Here is a 16,214-nt window from a genome sequence, read left to right as displayed (position 1 = left end):
CTTGAAGCATGTTAAAGAAATAAAAAACCACGCTGACCGCGTAAAAGAAGCAACCGACTATGTTCATACAAGAGATTTATCAAAAGCAACCTATCGACTGGGCTTCCATCTAATGGCACCATCGGGATGGATGAACGACCCAAACGGACTTATTTATTTTAACAATCAATACCATGTGTTTTATCAACACTACCCTTATGATCCTACGCACGGCCCAATGCACTGGGGTCATGCTGTAAGTGATGACTTAGTCCACTGGAACCATTTGCCAATTGCACTTGCTCCAGGAGATCACTGCGACCAAAGTGGTTGCTTTTCCGGCAGTGCAGTTGATGACAATGGTGTCCTCACCTTACTATATACTGGCCATAATGTGATAAACAGGGAAAGAGATGAGTTTTATCAAAATCAAAATATGGCTCGTAGTATGGATGGCGTTCGTTTTGATAAAAGCAGCCAAAATCCAGTTATTCCAAAACAACCCGAAGGCATGCAGCATCATTTTCGCGATCCAAAAGTGTGGAAAGAAAACGGAAGCTGGAAGATGGTTGTTGGCTCAACAGAAGAGGGATGCGGTCAAGTGCTGCTCTATCAATCTGATCAATTAGAAACCTGGTCCTATGAGGGGGTATTAGCTAAGCACAACGGTGAAAATGAAGGTTATATGTGGGAATGTCCCGACTTCTTCCCACTAGGTGACGAGCACGTTCTATTGCTTTCGCCACAAGGTATTGAAGCAGAAGGCGACCGCTATCATAACCATCATCAAACTGGATATTTCGTTGGTCATTATCAAAAAAATCAATTTGAAAGAGGTTCATTTAAAGAACTTGATTACGGCCACGATTTTTATGCTGTTCAAACCTTTCAAGATGGGAAAAACAGGAGAATTGCGATTGGCTGGATGGATATGTGGGAATCACCAATGCCAAGTCAAAAGGAGGGCTGGGCTGGTGCATTAACACTTCCAAGAGAGCTAGTGTTAAAAAACGGACATCTTTACATGAAGCCGGTAGAAGAATTAGTAGCATTACGAGAGAAAGAAATTAAACTTCCGTCTACAAACGTTGCGAACAAGTGGGCACTTCCAATCAAAGGACAGAAAATCGAACTAGTAGTCACCATTAATCTTAACCAAACCAAGGCAGAAGGGTTTGGCTTGAAACTCGCGCAAGCAGAAGACGGAAGTGAAGAAACCGTGCTTTTCTTTGATTCCAACACAAAGACTGTTACTCTCGATCGATCACAATCTGGAGAGGGGGTTACAGGAAAAAGAACAGCACCTGTTTCGTGGAATGAACAGGTGCGCATACAACTCTTTTTAGATCGCTCTTCCATTGAAGTCTTTCTAAATGATGGAGAAACCGTTCTTACTAGTCGCATCTATCCGAAAGAAACAAGTATAGGAGCAGAATTATTTGTGCTAAATGGCAACGTCCAGCTTGAAGAGAGCGTAGGCTACTTATTAAAAACCGTTGTCACTTAACCAAAAAGCAAAGCGGCGAAATGCCGCTTTGCTACTTTATTTTCTTTCTTTTTATATCTTCTTCAATTTTCACAGCAATGACTTCACTTTGTTTCAATGCCCACTCATAATGTTGGAACGTGTTTGCCGCGAAATATGTATAAAGATTTGTTGTTTTTGTCCATTTGAAGGTCTTTTTTGTTATTAACTCTTCGTTGGTATGCCGTTCAATTAAGCTTATCACTCTTGCATGACTTAATCTTAATTTTTTTAATGCGTGATTTAGAGAAACGTCTTGGTAGTTTGTCCATATTTGCTGATTAAGTAAAGCAAGGTTGTGCCACTTGTAGCCAGGCGCTGGGATAGAGGGGGTGTCGCCATCCATCCCTTCACAATACCATCGCTCTAGCATCGCTTGCCATTCATAAACATGCATTACCACATCACGAAAATTTTTATCGCGTGCGTCTGTTTCTATTGATAAAGACCTTTTTCTTGCCGGTATCGAATCAATCCGTTTTAATAGTGCATCTAACTTTGTTTCACATTCTTCTAGTAACCTTTCTTTTTTGTTCATGCATCTAACCACCCTTCTTTAACAATCATTAATCGTTTAACTATTCTAAAAATATAACAGAGTAGAAGGCAAGAAAGCTCTTCATACAAAATCTTACTAAGCATTAGCGACTTCGAATAACGTTATGATAGACTTGAATCATTTTTTTCATAAGATTAAAAAAGAACTCTTGGAAAAGTGTATTCGCAATGACTCTTATTAAGGCGAAGAAAGCTACGATGCACGCAATCATCAGTAAAAGAGAAATGCCTAATTGTATACCTTCCATTGTTAATCACCTAAACCTTTAGTATCACGTCTGTAAACGTTACATTTGTATCTAAAAACATTTATACAGTGTAGAATATGGTCGCTAACTCGATAATCATTTACCCTTTCTTAAATGATACCAAAGAAATGTTGCTAAAAAAAGACCGAAAACATAGATGCACATAACAATGAGTTTCGTATATAAATTGAGCAATAGCCTTTACTGCATGACACCAGAATAAATCTAGAATCAACTTTTATACCTATTTTCCGTTTAACGGAAGACGTATACAACGCGCGAAACGACCTTTTGCTTGAATGTAACCAATATTCCCCATATGATTTACTTAGCCTGCAAAAGGAGGCGAGTATGGGACAGACAAACAAAGAGAGTTTATTTCTTCTTGTTAAAGATTTTGAAAAAAAACTCAACAGACGTTTAAAGAGGGCAGAGATTACTTTACTTAAATCAGTGATAAGTAAAGAACCGAAATCTCGAAACTAGCGCATAGCCACTTCGCTATCTCTTATCTGTTCCATACTACAAATGAAAAGCTTGGACAAAGCGAGCCTGATCGGGCATTTTTTTGGAAATTTCAAAACTAATGATTGAGACTTCACTGTATAATGGATCTAAAATAAACTAAGGGACGAGTTCAAACGTGATAAAAATGATGAAACAAATTGATGTTGAAAAATTGGATTGGGAAGTATGGAAAGACGGGAAGGAGCTCGTCATTCATTATGGGACTATTGGAGATACTGGCGATACTGAAGAGAGGAAAAAGAGTCATGATGTTGAAGATCTCTTAAATGAATGTTTAGGTTGGACGAGAAAGGGTGCTTGTGATGGCGAAGATATAGGTAGTGGAACAGCTAACATCTTTAACTATGTTATAGATGTTGAGAAGGCAACACAAACGATTCTAGAAGAGCTTAAGACGAACAATCTTCTTAATGGAGTAAAAATTGCTTGCTTACACCCTGAGGATGAAAAATACACAACCTTGTATCCAAAAGGAGCGGAATTCAATTTACTGTTAAAAGAGCATTAGCATTAGACAATAAAAAGCTCTTTTAACATCATAATTCATAAAGTAAGTCCACCTAATTACTCGCTTAGATAAGTACATAAAGTAGAAACGTTGGACGAAGAAGGAACAGGAATGATCATCGAACAATGAGATCGTCATTACTAATTAAAAGAGCTTGGTCATCAGTGAAGGGTAAAAGGTCTAGTTTAGACTCATGGCACTCAATGATCTTTTTCACTGCTTCATTGAAGTATTTATTTCCAGAGTGAGGAATAGGATATTGTCGAATTAGATTTAAACCTGTAAATCGTGTAAGATCGGATGCCTTGGTCTTATCATCCATAAATGCCACATATTCAATATCGGGAGCCATTATGATGGAACCAGCTGATTCACCGATATATAGTTTTCCTTTTTTAATCTGATCGATAATTAATTTGTCCGAACCAGTTTTACGTAGTTCCTGAAGTAAATAAAAGGTATTGCCTCCAGATACGTAGATGTAATCATTCTTAGACAACTTTTCTTCTATTTCAGAAGTTGCGCACTTCGATAAATCAAGCATTTCTATCGTTATACCTAAATCGTTAAATGCTGCTATTGCAGAATCTACATAGTGCGTAATCGCTTCAGTAGTACTCGCAGTCGGAATAAACGTTACGACCTTTCCACGGGGATTTTCATGAATAAATTCACTCAATAAATCGATTACATCTGCAAATGATGACGATAAGAACATTTTCATAGTAGATCAAACTCCTTAAGTGTTTGACTTTCGCAAGAACGTATGATCTCATTATAGTAAAAGATGTTTGTCTGATCAACTATTGTGTTGTAGAAGGTAAGGGATACTTAAAAGTTAAGTATATTTCAAATTCTCTAAAGGATCTTTTTTTAGTTTTAAAGAAAAATAAAAATGGGAATGGTATTATAAGTCCATCTTAAATATGGAGGTGAAAAGAATGCAGAACCCCATGTTTAGAGATTTCAATAGTGAAGAGAAAGCATATAACGCTGTTGTTAAAATGAAACAGAAATATGATGCATCCCAAATTAAAGTTATTGCACCTTTTCCAAAAGAGACTCAAACAAAAAAACATGAAAATTACGGATTACCAAAAGGAAACGTAGAATACGACGGAGATATGTATAGTTTAGAAGATTCACTGAAGAGTTGTGGTTTTAATGAAGAGCAAGCCAACATTCTAAGAGACACTATTGATTCAGGACAAGTATTAGTGATCGTTTGCCAAAATGAATCAAACTAAGTCCATTTCTTAACAGTCAATATAAGCTTAAAGCAGAAGCCATTATCGGTTTTTGCTTTTTTTAACGATTAAGGTAAAAAAATTAAAGGAATAGGGTTAAAAATAAATCGAATGTCAGCTTTTTCAATAAAGGCAGGATTGTTTAGTTAACATGATCAAACTATTGTATACTTGTAACAGTAGGAATCAATGGTCAAAATTGAGCAGAATGAATTAAATTTATCTCGAGAGAATGAAAATAATTATTATGGAGGTAGTTACTATGAGTAAAAAAGATGATACGTACAACATAATTATCGATAAATCACTCTATTTATTTAATACAAAAGGAATTCATCAAACATCTATACAAGATATTATGGATATTACTTCCTTACCTAAGGGAGCTATATACCGTCGATTTAAAAATAAAAATGACATTGCTTTAGCTGCATATGAGAAAGCCGGGACAATTATATGGGCATACATGCAGAATGCTATTAAAGGAAAAAGCACTGCAACAGAAAAAATTATCGCTCTATCAGAAATTTATTTAGATGCTGTCCACAATCCACCAATTGAAGGGGGTTGTCCATTGCTTAATACAGCTGTTGAAAGTGATTCGACTTTTCCAGAACTAAAACAAATCATGTCGATAGCCTTTCAAGAAATGAGTCAATTTGTATCAGGAATTATTAGTGAAGGAAAAGATAGTGGAGAATTTTCGCAGGAAACAGACCCTAACTCACTAGCATCTTATATTCTTTCTTCAATGGAAGGGGCGATAATGACTAGCAGGTTAACATTAAACAATGAACACATCTATTCCAATATAACGTATGTGAAGGTTCTCTTAAATGGTTTTACAAATCAGTCAATAAAATTATAAAAACATTGGATTACTCGTCATAATACTGCTATAATCAAAACGGACCGGACGGTTCGGTCTAAATTTATTTATTAAGAGGTGCCACAATGAATATTCAAATTGTCTTGTTTGAAGGGGTAGATTTATTAGACGCCATTGCTCCTTATGAAGTATTTAGTGCAGCTTCAATGTATACTTCCGAGGAAATCATGGTTGAATTTGTAGGATCTGATGATGAAGAACATGTTTTAAGTGGAATTAATAACTATCCCCTTACTGTAAGCAATAAGCTAGATTTATCAAAAAAAGGGATCGTTTTAATTCCTGGGGCTTCTGGGAGTGTTAGTATAGTTGAAAATGATCCGAATTCTGTGCCGATAAAATTAAAGAGAGCCTCTGAAACAGGACTTAGAGATCAAATTATTGAAGCGATTAATGATCCAGACATTCTAGTGACCACTGTTTGTGGTGGTTCATTAATTATGGCTATGATTGGGGTATTAGAGGGGCGCCATGTCGTCACTCACCACATGGGAATGGACTTGTTATCTGCTACCGGAGCCATTCCAATAAATGCAAGAGTAGTAGATGATGGAGACATCATATCCGGTGCGGGAGTAACTTCAGGATTGGACTTAGCTCTTTATGTAGTTGAAAGGGAACTTGGTCCACGTATAGCGCATGAGGTTGAGCAATTTTTTCAATACGAAAAAAGAGGTACAGTATGGAAAAATGAAGGAGCAAAACCAATCTTATCACCATCTACGCAGGCAGAAAAAGCTTTTAATCAAGATGAGAAAAGCGAACATTTAAATCAGCGTGATCTCTTGGGTGACTGGGAAGTGTCCATATCAACACCTGTCGGTAAAATGCAATTTGTTTACACATTTATACTTAATAAAGACGGAGTATTGACAGGTACAGCCACTGATCAATCAGATCAAACGAACGTATCCAATCTCGAAGACATTAATATGAAAAACAAAAGCATAATTTGGACACAAAAAGTAAAAAAACCAATGTCCTTAAAACTAAAATTTGAGGTCAACAAGGCAGAAGATCAGCTAAAAGGAGTAGCAAAAGCTGGGTTAATATCTTCAAAGTTTATTGGAAAACGAATTCGGTGATAGCGGATCGTAGGTTTGACAAATTATTTGCAGATGGAGCTTTTGTATATGAATCGAAAAACAATTCTTATCACCTTATCCGTTATAGCTTTTATGTGGATTCTTCATACAGCGTCAAAAAACTTCATAGTTGATCCAGAATTCACCACGTTTTTAGGGAACAAAGAAGCTAAATTGGCTAACGTAAACCTCTGGAAGGTTATGATCCAAATTCATATTCTTTTAGCGATTGTGGCTTTAATTACGGGACCGTTAGGTTTGTCTAAACGAGTAAGAAACAAAACACCATTCCTTCACCGTTGGAACGGAAAAATATACATTCTATCTATACTCTTAAACATGATACCTGGATATTATGTATCCTTTTTTGCCAATGGTGGCTTCTTTAGTATTGTTGGTTTTCTTACTCTCAACACACTCTGGCTCGTTACTACAATAAAGGGTTATCTCTTTATTAAAAAAAAGCAAATTAGGCATCATAGAAAATGGATGCTTCGAAGTTTTATGTTAACATATGCTAACTTAACTATATACGTTGTTGTAGCTATTTTTCATAATGCTTTGGGAGTTGATTACGGAGTTGCTTATACTCTTGCAGTGTGGTCGTCATTTACTTTTAATTTAGTGATCTCAGAAATGTTAATCCATAAAACGAATATCTAAATAAGGTTTGGATAAAGAGATCATTTTTTGAGACCACTAAATTTAACTTCTTGTTTTAGCGCCATTAGCTAATCGGCGCTAAAACAAGTTACGGATTTGAAGATACATGACTGTATTCAATTACTTTTAATAGAAACGATAAAAATTATTTAAAAGGTACTGAAAATATATCCTTACGTTTTCTTATAATAGCCGTTTGAAATATAGATATATACTAATCCAATTGGAGCAATAACGATTGCAAACATGTACAAAACAATAATCTTAAAAATTTTCCAAGGTATCACAAATACTAAAGGTAAAATGAATATATTTCCCGAGATAAGTAAATCAATAAGGTCATCCCACACTACTGTAGCAAATGGAAATAATAAAAAGTTCATTAAAAAGAACATAAAAACAATGAATTGAAAGTCTCCAGTGTTCATTTGAACATATAAGTACATAAAGAAAATGAAAGCGCCAAAAATGTACGATTTTATTAAATACCTACGATCTACCCCATCTATCATTTTTTTAGCTAAATTAAGTATGGTTTTCAACATTTCTCACCTCCTTCCTTACTATATATCGGCACATTAGTAACAGATTAAAGTGTTTTTGAAGCAGAAAGAGTTTATAGGAAGAGAGGTATTTGGTTTTGAGCATACAGAGGCTTTCGTTAGACTATGCACATGTGAAAATCCGCTTACATGATCCAGAAGAGAATAGGTTAGAATTCATTTATAGGAGGGAGTATCATAAAAGACTATTTGAATGGATATACATATCCAAATGACAAGAAACAAATAAACGCACGTACAGTAGAAGGAACGTATAGTAGCTACATTTTTTAAAGTGAAAAATTCGTCTCCAAAACAGACGGCAAAAGCTCTCAATTACATAATAGGAAAAATCATAGAAGTTCAAATCTTAACTTTCCTTAAGGAATCAAATTCTTACTTCATGATAACCTCATTTCGAGATAAATCCACCGGTTTCCCTCAACATCTCATTTCTAGTTAGCTTACTAGTTTTACTAAAAAAACAAATACGAAACGATTGCGTTTCATTTATTTTGGTGGTACGATACGTTGGGAAACGATACCGTATCGTATTGCATTGTAAGTATGGGGGGAAATATAGGTGGATCTAGAACAGTCACAACAGTTAAACGTAAAGAAAGAAATGCCAAAAATAAAGGTGGTACCACTATTAGCCGTATTACTATCTGGAGCATTTGTTGCAATATTAAACGAAACCATTTTGAATGTAGCGTTAAACGCCATTTCGTCTGACTTTAATGTGGCTTATAGTACTGTTCAATGGTTGGTAACAGGGTATATGTTAATCATTGGAACTCTGATTCCGATTTCAGCTTACTTTATGGAGCGGTTTACTACGCGGCAACTGTTTATTACAGCCATGACATTGTTTACAGTAGGTACAGTCATTTCGGGGATTAGTCCTACTTTCTCCGTTTTGTTAATAGGGCGGCTTACGCAGGCAGTTGCCACAGCAATTATGATTCCGCTTTTAACAAACGTCATCTTATCCGTTATACCAATTGAAAGACGCGGAGCTTCAATGGGATTGGTTGGCCTTGTTATTATGTTTGCTCCGGCAATCGGACCGACTGTATCAGGATTAATTGTAGAAAATCTATCTTGGCGTTGGTTATTCTACTTTGTCGTTCCCATTTCGCTTTTCTCATTATTGTTTGGTATAAAAGTCTTGAAAAACGTAACAGAGACGTCCAAACCAAAGCTCGATATATGGTCATTTATCCTTTCAACTCTAGGGTTTGGTGGCATTGTTTACGGATTTAGTTCAGCAGGAAAAGGAGATGCTAGCTTCACTGATCCTGTGGTTTTAGCATGTTTAATTGTTGGATTTGCCTCACTCGCATTATTTAGTTGGAGACAATTAAAACTAGAAAAGCCGATGCTAGATATTCGCGTCTTCCGCTACCCGATGTTTCTTATTGGTCTTCTACTCGTTATGCTCACGATGATGACCATGTTTGCCATGATGCTAGTTCTTCCCGTGTACATGCAAGGAGCTCTTGCGTTTACAGCTGTAGCTACTGGATTAGTGATGCTGCCTGGTGGATTAATTAATGGTGCAATGTCACCAATTATGGGGCGGCTTTTTGATAAATTCGGACCTCGTCCAATTTTAATTCCAGGTACCATTCTTTTAGCAATCACAGTGTTCACTTATCGATTTTCTACACCTGGTGTACCAATGTGGGTCATCATCATTCAACATGTGTTCTTAATGGTCTCCGTCGCAATGATTATGATGCCAGCACAAACAAATGGATTAAATCAATTACCAGCTAAACTTTATCCGCATGGTACAGCTATCGCAAATACATTAATGCAAGTATCTGGAGCGATCGGTGCAGCTTTATTTATTGCGATCATGGAAAATGGTCAACAGAATTTCTTATCAACTATTAGTAACCCGACTGAACTTGATACTGTAGAAGCCATGACCGTTGGTTCCCAGTTAAGCTTTTCAACTGGCTTCTATTTTGCTTGTGCAGCAGTTGTCTTAGCATTCCTAGTACGCAGAAGTACTTACGGCAATAAAAAACAATAAACTGATCTTTCAATATCAATTTATGATCTGGTTACATGAACCGTAAAAAAGGTAGCTTCCTCCAAAGGAGCTGCTTTTTTTAAAGTGAAGATTAAGCAAGATTATTATTTAAATTACATGACAACAGTGACCCTATCGCCATTAATTTTAATATGGATGGGGGAGGGAGAAGGGTTAATTCCCATGAGGTATCCAAACGCTTTTACAAATCAGGATCAGTGGAAGATAATTCTTGGTTTGAATTCATAAATAATGTATGGTTACTGCTATTGTGTATCATAAAAAGGGCTATGCTCAGGCTCACTAGGAACAGAGAAGTTGAATGAAAGTAAGAGTTGTGTAGGAAGAAGAGGGACTACACGGACAATAAAGGATGAGAAAGGGCAATAAACATCATTAAACACCACAATAAACAGTTAGTGTTTACACATTCTCAGTTATCCCTTTCTCACAAAACAATTTTTTACTTGAGGAAAATAATGATTGTTGTTTTTTTAACCGTGCTATCTTGACGAACAGGAAAAGGAATAAGTCAAACTTAAAAAACCCTTATCCACCTGCACGATTCCATTGTTATTTACACATTCTTTACTTGCTGACTCGATTTCTTTGCTATTAACATACATTCTCGTTATCAATAATACTGTCACACAAATGATAACTATAGAAACGATTATTCCTAGCACTAGATGGTTTTTATTAGACAAAAAGATCGCTCCTTACTCAGATAGTGTAGTCCTTAAATAAGTTTACTAGCCTTTTTAGGTAAGTGTATAACACTGTATTTAAACAATTGTTTAATTAAACCGTAGTAAAGAATGAACAGTATTTCAAGGGATATAGTAAAAAAAATTTAAAAGCTGTTAATACAGAAACTGGGGAGCCAGAGGCTAGGGGCATCGTTCGTATGATTTTTGACTAAATTTCTCTATATCTCACGAATTATTTTCCACAACATGTTTAGTAAAGATCGTAAAGTTATCCGAGCATTAATGCTGATTTTTATGTATGTTTTCATTAAAAGTAAGAATAAAAAGAGAGTCGCTCATGGTTTTGCAGTCACAACTATTTGCTAACTTTTATCACTAAATATATGATGTAGTTTATACTAAGATGGACTTTATAAAAATTCTTCCTCGTAATATTGTTCTTGGTGTATCTAAAAGAAAAGTAAAAAAGTACGAAAATAAATTCCATCTCAAAACCCAAGAATACTTATAGTATTGAGATAGATTTTTTATTTATTATTAAGTTCCTGTAATGTATATTATGTAAACTTATAAATTTATCAAGGGGGAATCCTTTTTAAGATTCACACCTCTTACTCTACATTCTTATAGAATTGCATACTCCTAATTACAAGAACCTAAACAGAAACAACAAAAATGTCTCAAAACTTAACTAAGCCTTATGTTTTAGTTTTGAGACTGAAAAAAATTTGCTTTAATTCTACATAAATTGCGCCTATTACCTGTTTGTTGTTAACAGCATTATTAATTACTCCTAATCGTCTAAAAGCTGTTTCAGCTTGTTCTAGATACGATAATGAGAGAAGGTATTGGTTTATTCTATAATATGCATAACCCATGTAACCTAAGAAATCTGCTTCTTCTGTTTCATCTTTTACATACTCTAATAAACGCTCTGCTTTTCTAAACATTTTTATGGAAGTCCTATACTTCTGATTGTTAAATTCGTCTTGGCCACTAATAAAGTAATATAAATACTTTAAGTAATGATCCATTTTCGTCTCAACAAATTTGAATGAACCATCGAGGGGTTCACTTTTACTACTCTTATCAAGAATGTTGTTGTGTCTTTACTCAACTAAAGAAAAATAAGCTAGTATCTTATCATCTTCTTCCATTGTCTTAAGCATTTGTTCTACTTCGTGCTTAAGTAACGTAGCCTCTGTGTAAGAGCTTGAGAGGATACAGCTATACCACTCTACAATTTTTGCACCAACTTTTGAAGATGGTATCTTTTTGTGTATAAGGTTCACCTACTTTACCTATTATTAACTTACTAGAATAAATTCACCATATTAAATTTAAGATTTGTCGAATTTAACGTGTTTCCCAATATATTGATGCATATTGGGAAACATAAAAATAAGATGCCTATGATGGCATCTTAGATATAAAATTCATATGTTTTATCAAAGTTGCTATGAACTCCATCTTTAAATACAAACGTTTCTCGCATGAAAAACACGCTCCTTCGTTTTAAAAAGAGTTTAACCCTACAATTATTATCCTTTCCTGTCTTTCGGCAAAAGGTCTCGAACAAGCATTTCCATTGTTAAGGTATCAATTATCATCATATAATCATCGACATGTGCTCTATCCATTCCTCTTTCTAACTTTCTGATTAGGGTCTGATTTAAACCAGTTCTTTTTGCTAACTCAACTCTACTAATACCTAACATTTTTCTCATCTCAACCATCTTCTCGACCATTTGGTTAAGATTCTCATTACTCATCTTTTTCATTCCAGAGCCCCTTTTTTCAAACAAATCATTAATAATTACGTGAAGATTGAATATTCACGATTTCTGTAACACTGTGTTAAAATTATTCATTTCATTATAATTTATTTTATCTATAACGAAAACCCTAAAATAGAAAAAGTTCTTTCTCTTTTGGCAGCTAATATGCGTTGCTTTCGTTACTTGTGTCGGCATCTTATTTTTTACAGAGTAGGCTTTTTTCATAAAAATGTGAAACGTATTTACCTGTTTGGTCGTAAGAAAAGTAGGAGGATTGATACGTATGCATTTACTTGCTGAACAACTGTTTGTTTTATCCCTTGACCCCCATAAAAAGAAACCATACGCACGCTCAGCCGCTTCACTTTCTTATGGCCTAGCTGCAGCGATCCTTACCGATCTGCTGCTCGATTCCCTTATTGAAGTCCGTCATAAAAAAATTGTTCCACTGTCTAAGAAAGCCGCAGATCCTCTATTAGAGGAGACCCTTATGTTAATGGACAACTCAAAGCCAAAAACGCCTGAATACTGGGTTACAGCATTGCCATCAAGACTAGATAACATCCAGCATACAATTGCTCGAAAGCTTGAAGACAGTACTATTTTGACTGTGAACAAAAAGTATATTTTAGGACTATTTCCATCATTCACTTACGAATGCAAACAAGAGAATTTAATCCCTATCGTTCGTGAACGATTAGTAACCATTTTGGAGAAAACAAATCAACAAGAACCTTTAAACAAAAATGAAGAGCGACACCTAATGTTACTCTCTCTTCTTCAATCAAGTAAGCTAGTAGACATTGTATTTACGGATCGTAATGAAGCAAAAAAGATTGAAAAGCAAGTTAAACATTTGAACAAAAACCTTCCATTATCAAAATCCGTTAAGATGGCAACAGAGTTTATTGATACATCGATAACAATGGCGATTGCAACGGCAGTCGTTACCTCAACAACCTCCTCTTCATCTGACGCGTAGAGAAAGACGTTTGTCTCTTATACGCGTCTTTCTCTAGCTTTCTTTCCCTATTTATGTTAAAAATGAGTATATTCACCTCTTTGTCAGGGTGTACGTCACCCTATCCCCTCATGATGTTCTTTCACTTCCCTATCTTCTTTGAAAGGAGGCTTGTCTTCCAACTCATTTTTTACGTTTTGTAACATATAATCTAACACTGTTGTTGAATTTTGAATTTTTCATCTTTATTGTAAGTGGATAAACTTAGTCAGCAACGGCTTTATGCAGCATTTCGTTACGATCTAAAAAAAGGAGGCGTTTCCATGCATTTGTTAGACAAGTTACAGGTGAATTTTGAAGAAGTGGAACCCCCACTCTCTAGCCAAGAAGCAATAGATGAGGCAACTCGTTGTTTGTATTGCTACGATGCTCCTTGCATTACCGCTTGTCCCACAGGTATTGACATTCCCGGCTTCATTAAAAAAATTACGACTGCCAATTTAATTGGCTCTGCTCGAACCATAATGGAAGCTAATCCTGTAGGAGCTAGCTGTGCCAGAGTCTGTCCTACTGAGGAACTGTGTGAAGGTGCTTGTGTGTTGAACCATTCTTCTAAAGCGATTTCAATTGGCAAATTACAGCGATTTGCAACGGATTGGGCTATTCATAATAAGAAAATCCTTTTTAAAGCAGGCAAAAAAACGAATCAACGTGTAGCCATCGTTGGCAGTGGACCAGCTGGTTTATCTGCTGCACGAGAGCTTGCTCGCCTCGGCCATGGTGTTACCATTTTTGAAAAAGAGTCAGAAGCTGGTGGTTTAGATACGTATGGCATTGTGTCGTTTCGTTTACCAAAAAAAATCTCTTATTGGGAGGTCGAACAAGTTAAGTCTCTCGGTGTTACGATACAAACAAATACGTGTGTCGGCGAAGACATTACTCTTGATGAATTAAAAAGCTCATATGATGCAGTTATTCTCGCGATCGGAATGGGGAGCGTCCCTACTTTAGGCATCCCGGGAGAACACGCACAAGATGTTTATGACGCCATTGATTTTGTGAAGGCAACAAAAACCGATGATCTTGCGACTCATTTTTCCGGAAAAAATGGTGTCGTGATTGGAGCTGGGAATACAGCTATTGATGGGGCAACATGCGCTGTACGTCTAGGAGCTTCTAATGTAAAAATCCTTTACCGTCGTACAGAAGATGAAATGACGGCTTATGATTTTGAATATACCTTTGCCAAGCAGGATGGCGTTGAATTTCGCTGGCTTCACTCTCCTACTCGCATTCTTCTTGATGAGAATGGATCTGTAACTGGAGTAGAATGTATGCAAATGACACTTGGAGAAGCAGATCAAGATGGACGGCGTCGGCCGATTCCAAGTGGTCATACTACCGTCATCCCAACTGATTTTGTCGTTCGTGCAATTGGGCAATCGCGCTACAGTTGGCTTGATCAGGCTAACATTCACACAAAGAATGGGATAATCACGATTAACGAGCAGTTTAAAACAACTGCTGAAGGTGTATATGCATGCGGCGACGTCATCTTCGGTGATGGACAAGGTGAAGCAATGGTCGTCTCTGCAGCTGAACAAGGAAAACAAACGGCGTATTCGATTCATCGAACTCTAACAGACGTTCGAAAGGAGGCACATTATGGCTGATCTATACAGCAACCTTGCTGGAATCTCCTCTCCTAACCCCTTTTGGCTTGCCAGTGCACCTCCAACAAATTCAGGCTATCAAGTTCAGCGTGCATTTGAAGCAGGTTGGGGTGGCGCCGTGTGGAAAACGTTAGGGGAGCCAATTATCAACTCAACCTCCCGATTTGCCGCTGTTCACTTTAATGGTCAGCGTGTAGCAGGTTTTAATAACATTGAATTAATTTCTGATCGTCCTCTTGAAACCAATTTACGTGAAATTGAGGAAACGAAAAAGCGGTTTCCTGATCATGCGATCGTCGCCTCATTAATGGTCGAGCCAAAACAAGACAAATGGCATGAAATTGTTAAAAAAGTAGAGGCTGTTGGTGTAGATGGCTTAGAACTAAATTTCGGCTGTCCTCACGGTATGGCCGAACGTGGTATGGGCGCAGCGTCTGGTCAGGTGCCAGAGCTCGTGCAGAAACAAACGGAATGGGTGAAAGAAGTAGCTCAAACACCTGTGATCGTTAAACTAACGCCAAATATTACAGACATTACCGTAACCGCGGAATCTGCTGTGCAAGGCGGTGCGGATGCTATTAGCCTAATCAATACCATTAACAGCCTAGCTGGAGTCGACATTCACTCATGGCAAACGGTACCGAATGTCGATGGTCTAGGAACGCACGGTGGCTATTGCGGGCCTGCCGTCAAACCAATTGCGCTTCACATGTTAGGTGACTGTGCCAGAAATCCACGTGTGACGGTTCCGATTTCCGGGATTGGCGGTATAGCCAATTGGCAAAACGCTGTTGAATTTCTGTTAATGGGTGCGACCAATGTGCAAGTATGTACAGCGGCAATGCATCACGGATTTCGAATTGTAGAAGACATGATTGACGGTCTTTCCACGTACCTAGACGACAAGGGGCTTTCCTCTGTTCGCGATTTAACCGGTAAATCGATACAGCGTTACTCTGACTGGGGCAATGTGAATCTCAACCATCAAGTGGTCGCGTCTATTCATACGGATGTGTGTATTCACTGTAATAAGTGCCACATTTCATGTGAAGACACAGCCCATCAATGTATAGAACGATTTGTCGACGAAAAAGGAGCTCCATACTTAAAAGTAAACGAAGACGAATGTGTAGGCTGTAATCTATGTTCCATCGTTTGCCCAGTGGACGGCGCAATTGATATGGTCGTGAAAGAAAATGGCCTGCCTCCTATGTCATGGAATGATCGCCAAAGCAGCCTGGCGTCAATGAAATCCCCTCAATCTTAAGGAGTGAGC

Annotated in this window: 17 protein-coding genes; 10 read left to right on the top strand and 7 right to left on the bottom strand. The window is 37.0% G+C overall.

Features of this window, described 5'->3' with window-relative positions:
- Position 1: 1 nt before the first annotated feature.
- Entirely contained in the window at positions 2-1,486 is a 1,485-nt protein-coding gene (locus FPV17_RS10690; RefSeq protein WP_246117175.1) for a glycoside hydrolase family 32 protein, read from the top strand.
- A gap of 31 nt (positions 1,487-1,517) precedes the next feature.
- On the opposite strand, the gene FPV17_RS10685 is transcribed toward FPV17_RS10690, so the two are convergent.
- Together FPV17_RS10685 and FPV17_RS21910 are read right to left on the bottom strand one after the other, a co-directional pair.
- Complete coding sequence (locus FPV17_RS10685; RefSeq protein WP_144558984.1) at positions 1,518-2,042, bottom strand: ClbS/DfsB family four-helix bundle protein; 525 nt, start codon at positions 2,040-2,042, stop codon at positions 1,518-1,520.
- 103 nt (positions 2,043-2,145) lie between these two features.
- The gene (locus FPV17_RS21910; protein ID WP_186370784.1) at positions 2,146-2,310 is read right to left on the bottom strand and encodes a hypothetical protein; all 165 of its coding nucleotides are present in this window, start codon (positions 2,308-2,310) and stop codon (positions 2,146-2,148) included.
- A 652-nt stretch (positions 2,311-2,962) separates the two neighbouring features.
- On the opposite strand from FPV17_RS21910, the gene FPV17_RS10680 reads away from it, so the two are divergent.
- The gene (locus tag FPV17_RS10680) at positions 2,963-3,346 is read left to right on the top strand and encodes a hypothetical protein (protein ID WP_367614638.1); all 384 of its coding nucleotides are present in this window, start codon (positions 2,963-2,965) and stop codon (positions 3,344-3,346) included.
- A gap of 115 nt (positions 3,347-3,461) precedes the next feature.
- Here the strand turns inward: FPV17_RS10680 and FPV17_RS10675 are convergent, their stop codons facing one another.
- Positions 3,462-4,070 (bottom strand): Type 1 glutamine amidotransferase-like domain-containing protein, encoded by a 609-nt coding sequence (locus tag FPV17_RS10675; protein ID WP_246117174.1) that lies wholly within the window; start codon positions 4,068-4,070, stop codon positions 3,462-3,464.
- A 217-nt stretch (positions 4,071-4,287) separates the two neighbouring features.
- On the opposite strand from FPV17_RS10675, the gene FPV17_RS10670 reads away from it, so the two are divergent.
- The 4 genes from FPV17_RS10670 to FPV17_RS10655 all read left to right on the top strand — a co-directional run bounded on the left by FPV17_RS10670 (position 4,288) and on the right by FPV17_RS10655 (position 7,230).
- Positions 4,288-4,593 carry a hypothetical protein gene (locus FPV17_RS10670; protein ID WP_144558982.1) on the top strand — a complete coding sequence of 102 codons (306 nt, stop codon included), beginning with the start codon at positions 4,288-4,290 and terminating at the stop codon, positions 4,591-4,593.
- Positions 4,594-4,855: 262 nt separating this feature from the next.
- Positions 4,856-5,461, top strand: a complete 606-nt coding sequence (locus tag FPV17_RS10665; RefSeq protein ID WP_246117173.1) for a TetR/AcrR family transcriptional regulator — start codon at positions 4,856-4,858, stop codon at positions 5,459-5,461.
- An 86-nt stretch (positions 5,462-5,547) separates the two neighbouring features.
- Complete coding sequence (locus FPV17_RS10660) at positions 5,548-6,567, top strand: DJ-1/PfpI family protein (RefSeq protein WP_144558980.1); 1,020 nt, start codon at positions 5,548-5,550, stop codon at positions 6,565-6,567.
- Positions 6,568-6,615: 48 nt separating this feature from the next.
- Positions 6,616-7,230: a DUF2306 domain-containing protein gene (locus FPV17_RS10655; protein ID WP_144558979.1), complete on the top strand. Its 615-nt coding sequence runs from the start codon at positions 6,616-6,618 to the stop codon at positions 7,228-7,230.
- Between the two features lie 173 nt (positions 7,231-7,403).
- Here the strand turns inward: FPV17_RS10655 and FPV17_RS10650 are convergent, their stop codons facing one another.
- The gene (locus FPV17_RS10650; protein ID WP_035398028.1) at positions 7,404-7,775 is read right to left on the bottom strand and encodes a hypothetical protein; all 372 of its coding nucleotides are present in this window, start codon (positions 7,773-7,775) and stop codon (positions 7,404-7,406) included.
- A 622-nt stretch (positions 7,776-8,397) separates the two neighbouring features.
- Here FPV17_RS10650 and FPV17_RS10645 point away from each other — a divergent pair.
- Positions 8,398-9,816, top strand: coding sequence for an MDR family MFS transporter (locus FPV17_RS10645; protein WP_144560470.1), 1,419 nt, complete (start codon positions 8,398-8,400; stop codon positions 9,814-9,816).
- Between the two features lie 1,408 nt (positions 9,817-11,224).
- Here the strand turns inward: FPV17_RS10645 and FPV17_RS10640 are convergent.
- The 3 genes from FPV17_RS10640 to FPV17_RS10635 all read right to left on the bottom strand — a co-directional run bounded on the left by FPV17_RS10640 (position 11,225) and on the right by FPV17_RS10635 (position 12,307).
- Positions 11,225-11,476, bottom strand: coding sequence for a hypothetical protein (locus tag FPV17_RS10640; protein WP_144558978.1), 252 nt, complete (start codon positions 11,474-11,476; stop codon positions 11,225-11,227).
- A gap of 159 nt (positions 11,477-11,635) precedes the next feature.
- Complete coding sequence (locus FPV17_RS22530) at positions 11,636-11,818, bottom strand: response regulator aspartate phosphatase (protein ID WP_186370783.1); 183 nt, start codon at positions 11,816-11,818, stop codon at positions 11,636-11,638.
- Between the two features lie 249 nt (positions 11,819-12,067).
- Positions 12,068-12,307 (bottom strand): helix-turn-helix domain-containing protein, encoded by a 240-nt coding sequence (locus FPV17_RS10635; RefSeq protein ID WP_060705770.1) that lies wholly within the window; start codon positions 12,305-12,307, stop codon positions 12,068-12,070.
- Positions 12,308-12,587: 280 nt separating this feature from the next.
- Here FPV17_RS10635 and FPV17_RS10630 point away from each other — a divergent pair, with 280 nt between their 5' ends.
- The 3 genes from FPV17_RS10630 (at position 12,588) to preA (ending at position 16,205) form a co-directional block, all read left to right on the top strand.
- Positions 12,588-13,286: a GOLPH3/VPS74 family protein gene (locus FPV17_RS10630; protein ID WP_144558977.1), complete on the top strand. Its 699-nt coding sequence runs from the start codon at positions 12,588-12,590 to the stop codon at positions 13,284-13,286.
- Positions 13,287-13,588: 302 nt separating this feature from the next.
- Positions 13,589-14,938 (top strand): NAD(P)-dependent oxidoreductase, encoded by a 1,350-nt coding sequence (locus tag FPV17_RS10625; RefSeq protein WP_144558976.1) that lies wholly within the window; start codon positions 13,589-13,591, stop codon positions 14,936-14,938.
- The gene (preA, locus tag FPV17_RS10620) at positions 14,931-16,205 is read left to right on the top strand and encodes an NAD-dependent dihydropyrimidine dehydrogenase subunit PreA (RefSeq protein WP_144558975.1); all 1,275 of its coding nucleotides are present in this window, start codon (positions 14,931-14,933) and stop codon (positions 16,203-16,205) included. Before FPV17_RS10625 ends, preA begins: the two co-directional genes overlap by 8 nt.
- The last annotated feature ends 9 nt before the right edge of the window (positions 16,206-16,214 follow it).

Origin of the sequence: Shouchella miscanthi, assembly GCF_007725405.1 — a bacterium.
In the GTDB taxonomy this organism is placed as follows: Bacteria; Bacillota; Bacilli; order Bacillales; family Bacillaceae_D; genus Shouchella; species Shouchella hunanensis.
The sequence above is the reverse complement of the archived record's forward strand: the minus strand, read 5'-3'. Positions and strand labels throughout refer to the sequence as shown.

Coding starts and splice junctions, on each gene's coding strand:
- FPV17_RS10685 (WP_144558984.1), bottom strand. CDS start 2,042: ATGAACAAAAAAGAAAGGTTACTAGAAGAATGTGAAACAAAGTTAGAT.
- FPV17_RS21910 (WP_186370784.1), bottom strand. CDS start 2,310: ATGGAAGGTATACAATTAGGCATTTCTCTTTTACTGATGATTGCGTGC.
- FPV17_RS10680 (WP_367614638.1), top strand. CDS start 2,963: ATGATGAAACAAATTGATGTTGAAAAATTGGATTGGGAAGTATGGAAA.
- FPV17_RS10675 (WP_246117174.1), bottom strand. CDS start 4,070: ATGAAAATGTTCTTATCGTCATCATTTGCAGATGTAATCGATTTATTG.
- FPV17_RS10670 (WP_144558982.1), top strand. CDS start 4,288: ATGCAGAACCCCATGTTTAGAGATTTCAATAGTGAAGAGAAAGCATAT.
- FPV17_RS10665 (WP_246117173.1), top strand. CDS start 4,856: ATGAGTAAAAAAGATGATACGTACAACATAATTATCGATAAATCACTC.
- FPV17_RS10660 (WP_144558980.1), top strand. CDS start 5,548: ATGAATATTCAAATTGTCTTGTTTGAAGGGGTAGATTTATTAGACGCC.
- FPV17_RS10655 (WP_144558979.1), top strand. CDS start 6,616: ATGAATCGAAAAACAATTCTTATCACCTTATCCGTTATAGCTTTTATG.
- FPV17_RS10650 (WP_035398028.1), bottom strand. CDS start 7,775: ATGTTGAAAACCATACTTAATTTAGCTAAAAAAATGATAGATGGGGTA.
- FPV17_RS10645 (WP_144560470.1), top strand. CDS start 8,398: ATGCCAAAAATAAAGGTGGTACCACTATTAGCCGTATTACTATCTGGA.
- FPV17_RS10640 (WP_144558978.1), bottom strand. CDS start 11,476: ATGTTTAGAAAAGCAGAGCGTTTATTAGAGTATGTAAAAGATGAAACA.
- FPV17_RS10635 (WP_060705770.1), bottom strand. CDS start 12,307: ATGAAAAAGATGAGTAATGAGAATCTTAACCAAATGGTCGAGAAGATG.
- FPV17_RS10630 (WP_144558977.1), top strand. CDS start 12,588: ATGCATTTACTTGCTGAACAACTGTTTGTTTTATCCCTTGACCCCCAT.
- FPV17_RS10625 (WP_144558976.1), top strand. CDS start 13,589: ATGCATTTGTTAGACAAGTTACAGGTGAATTTTGAAGAAGTGGAACCC.
- preA (WP_144558975.1), top strand. CDS start 14,931: ATGGCTGATCTATACAGCAACCTTGCTGGAATCTCCTCTCCTAACCCC.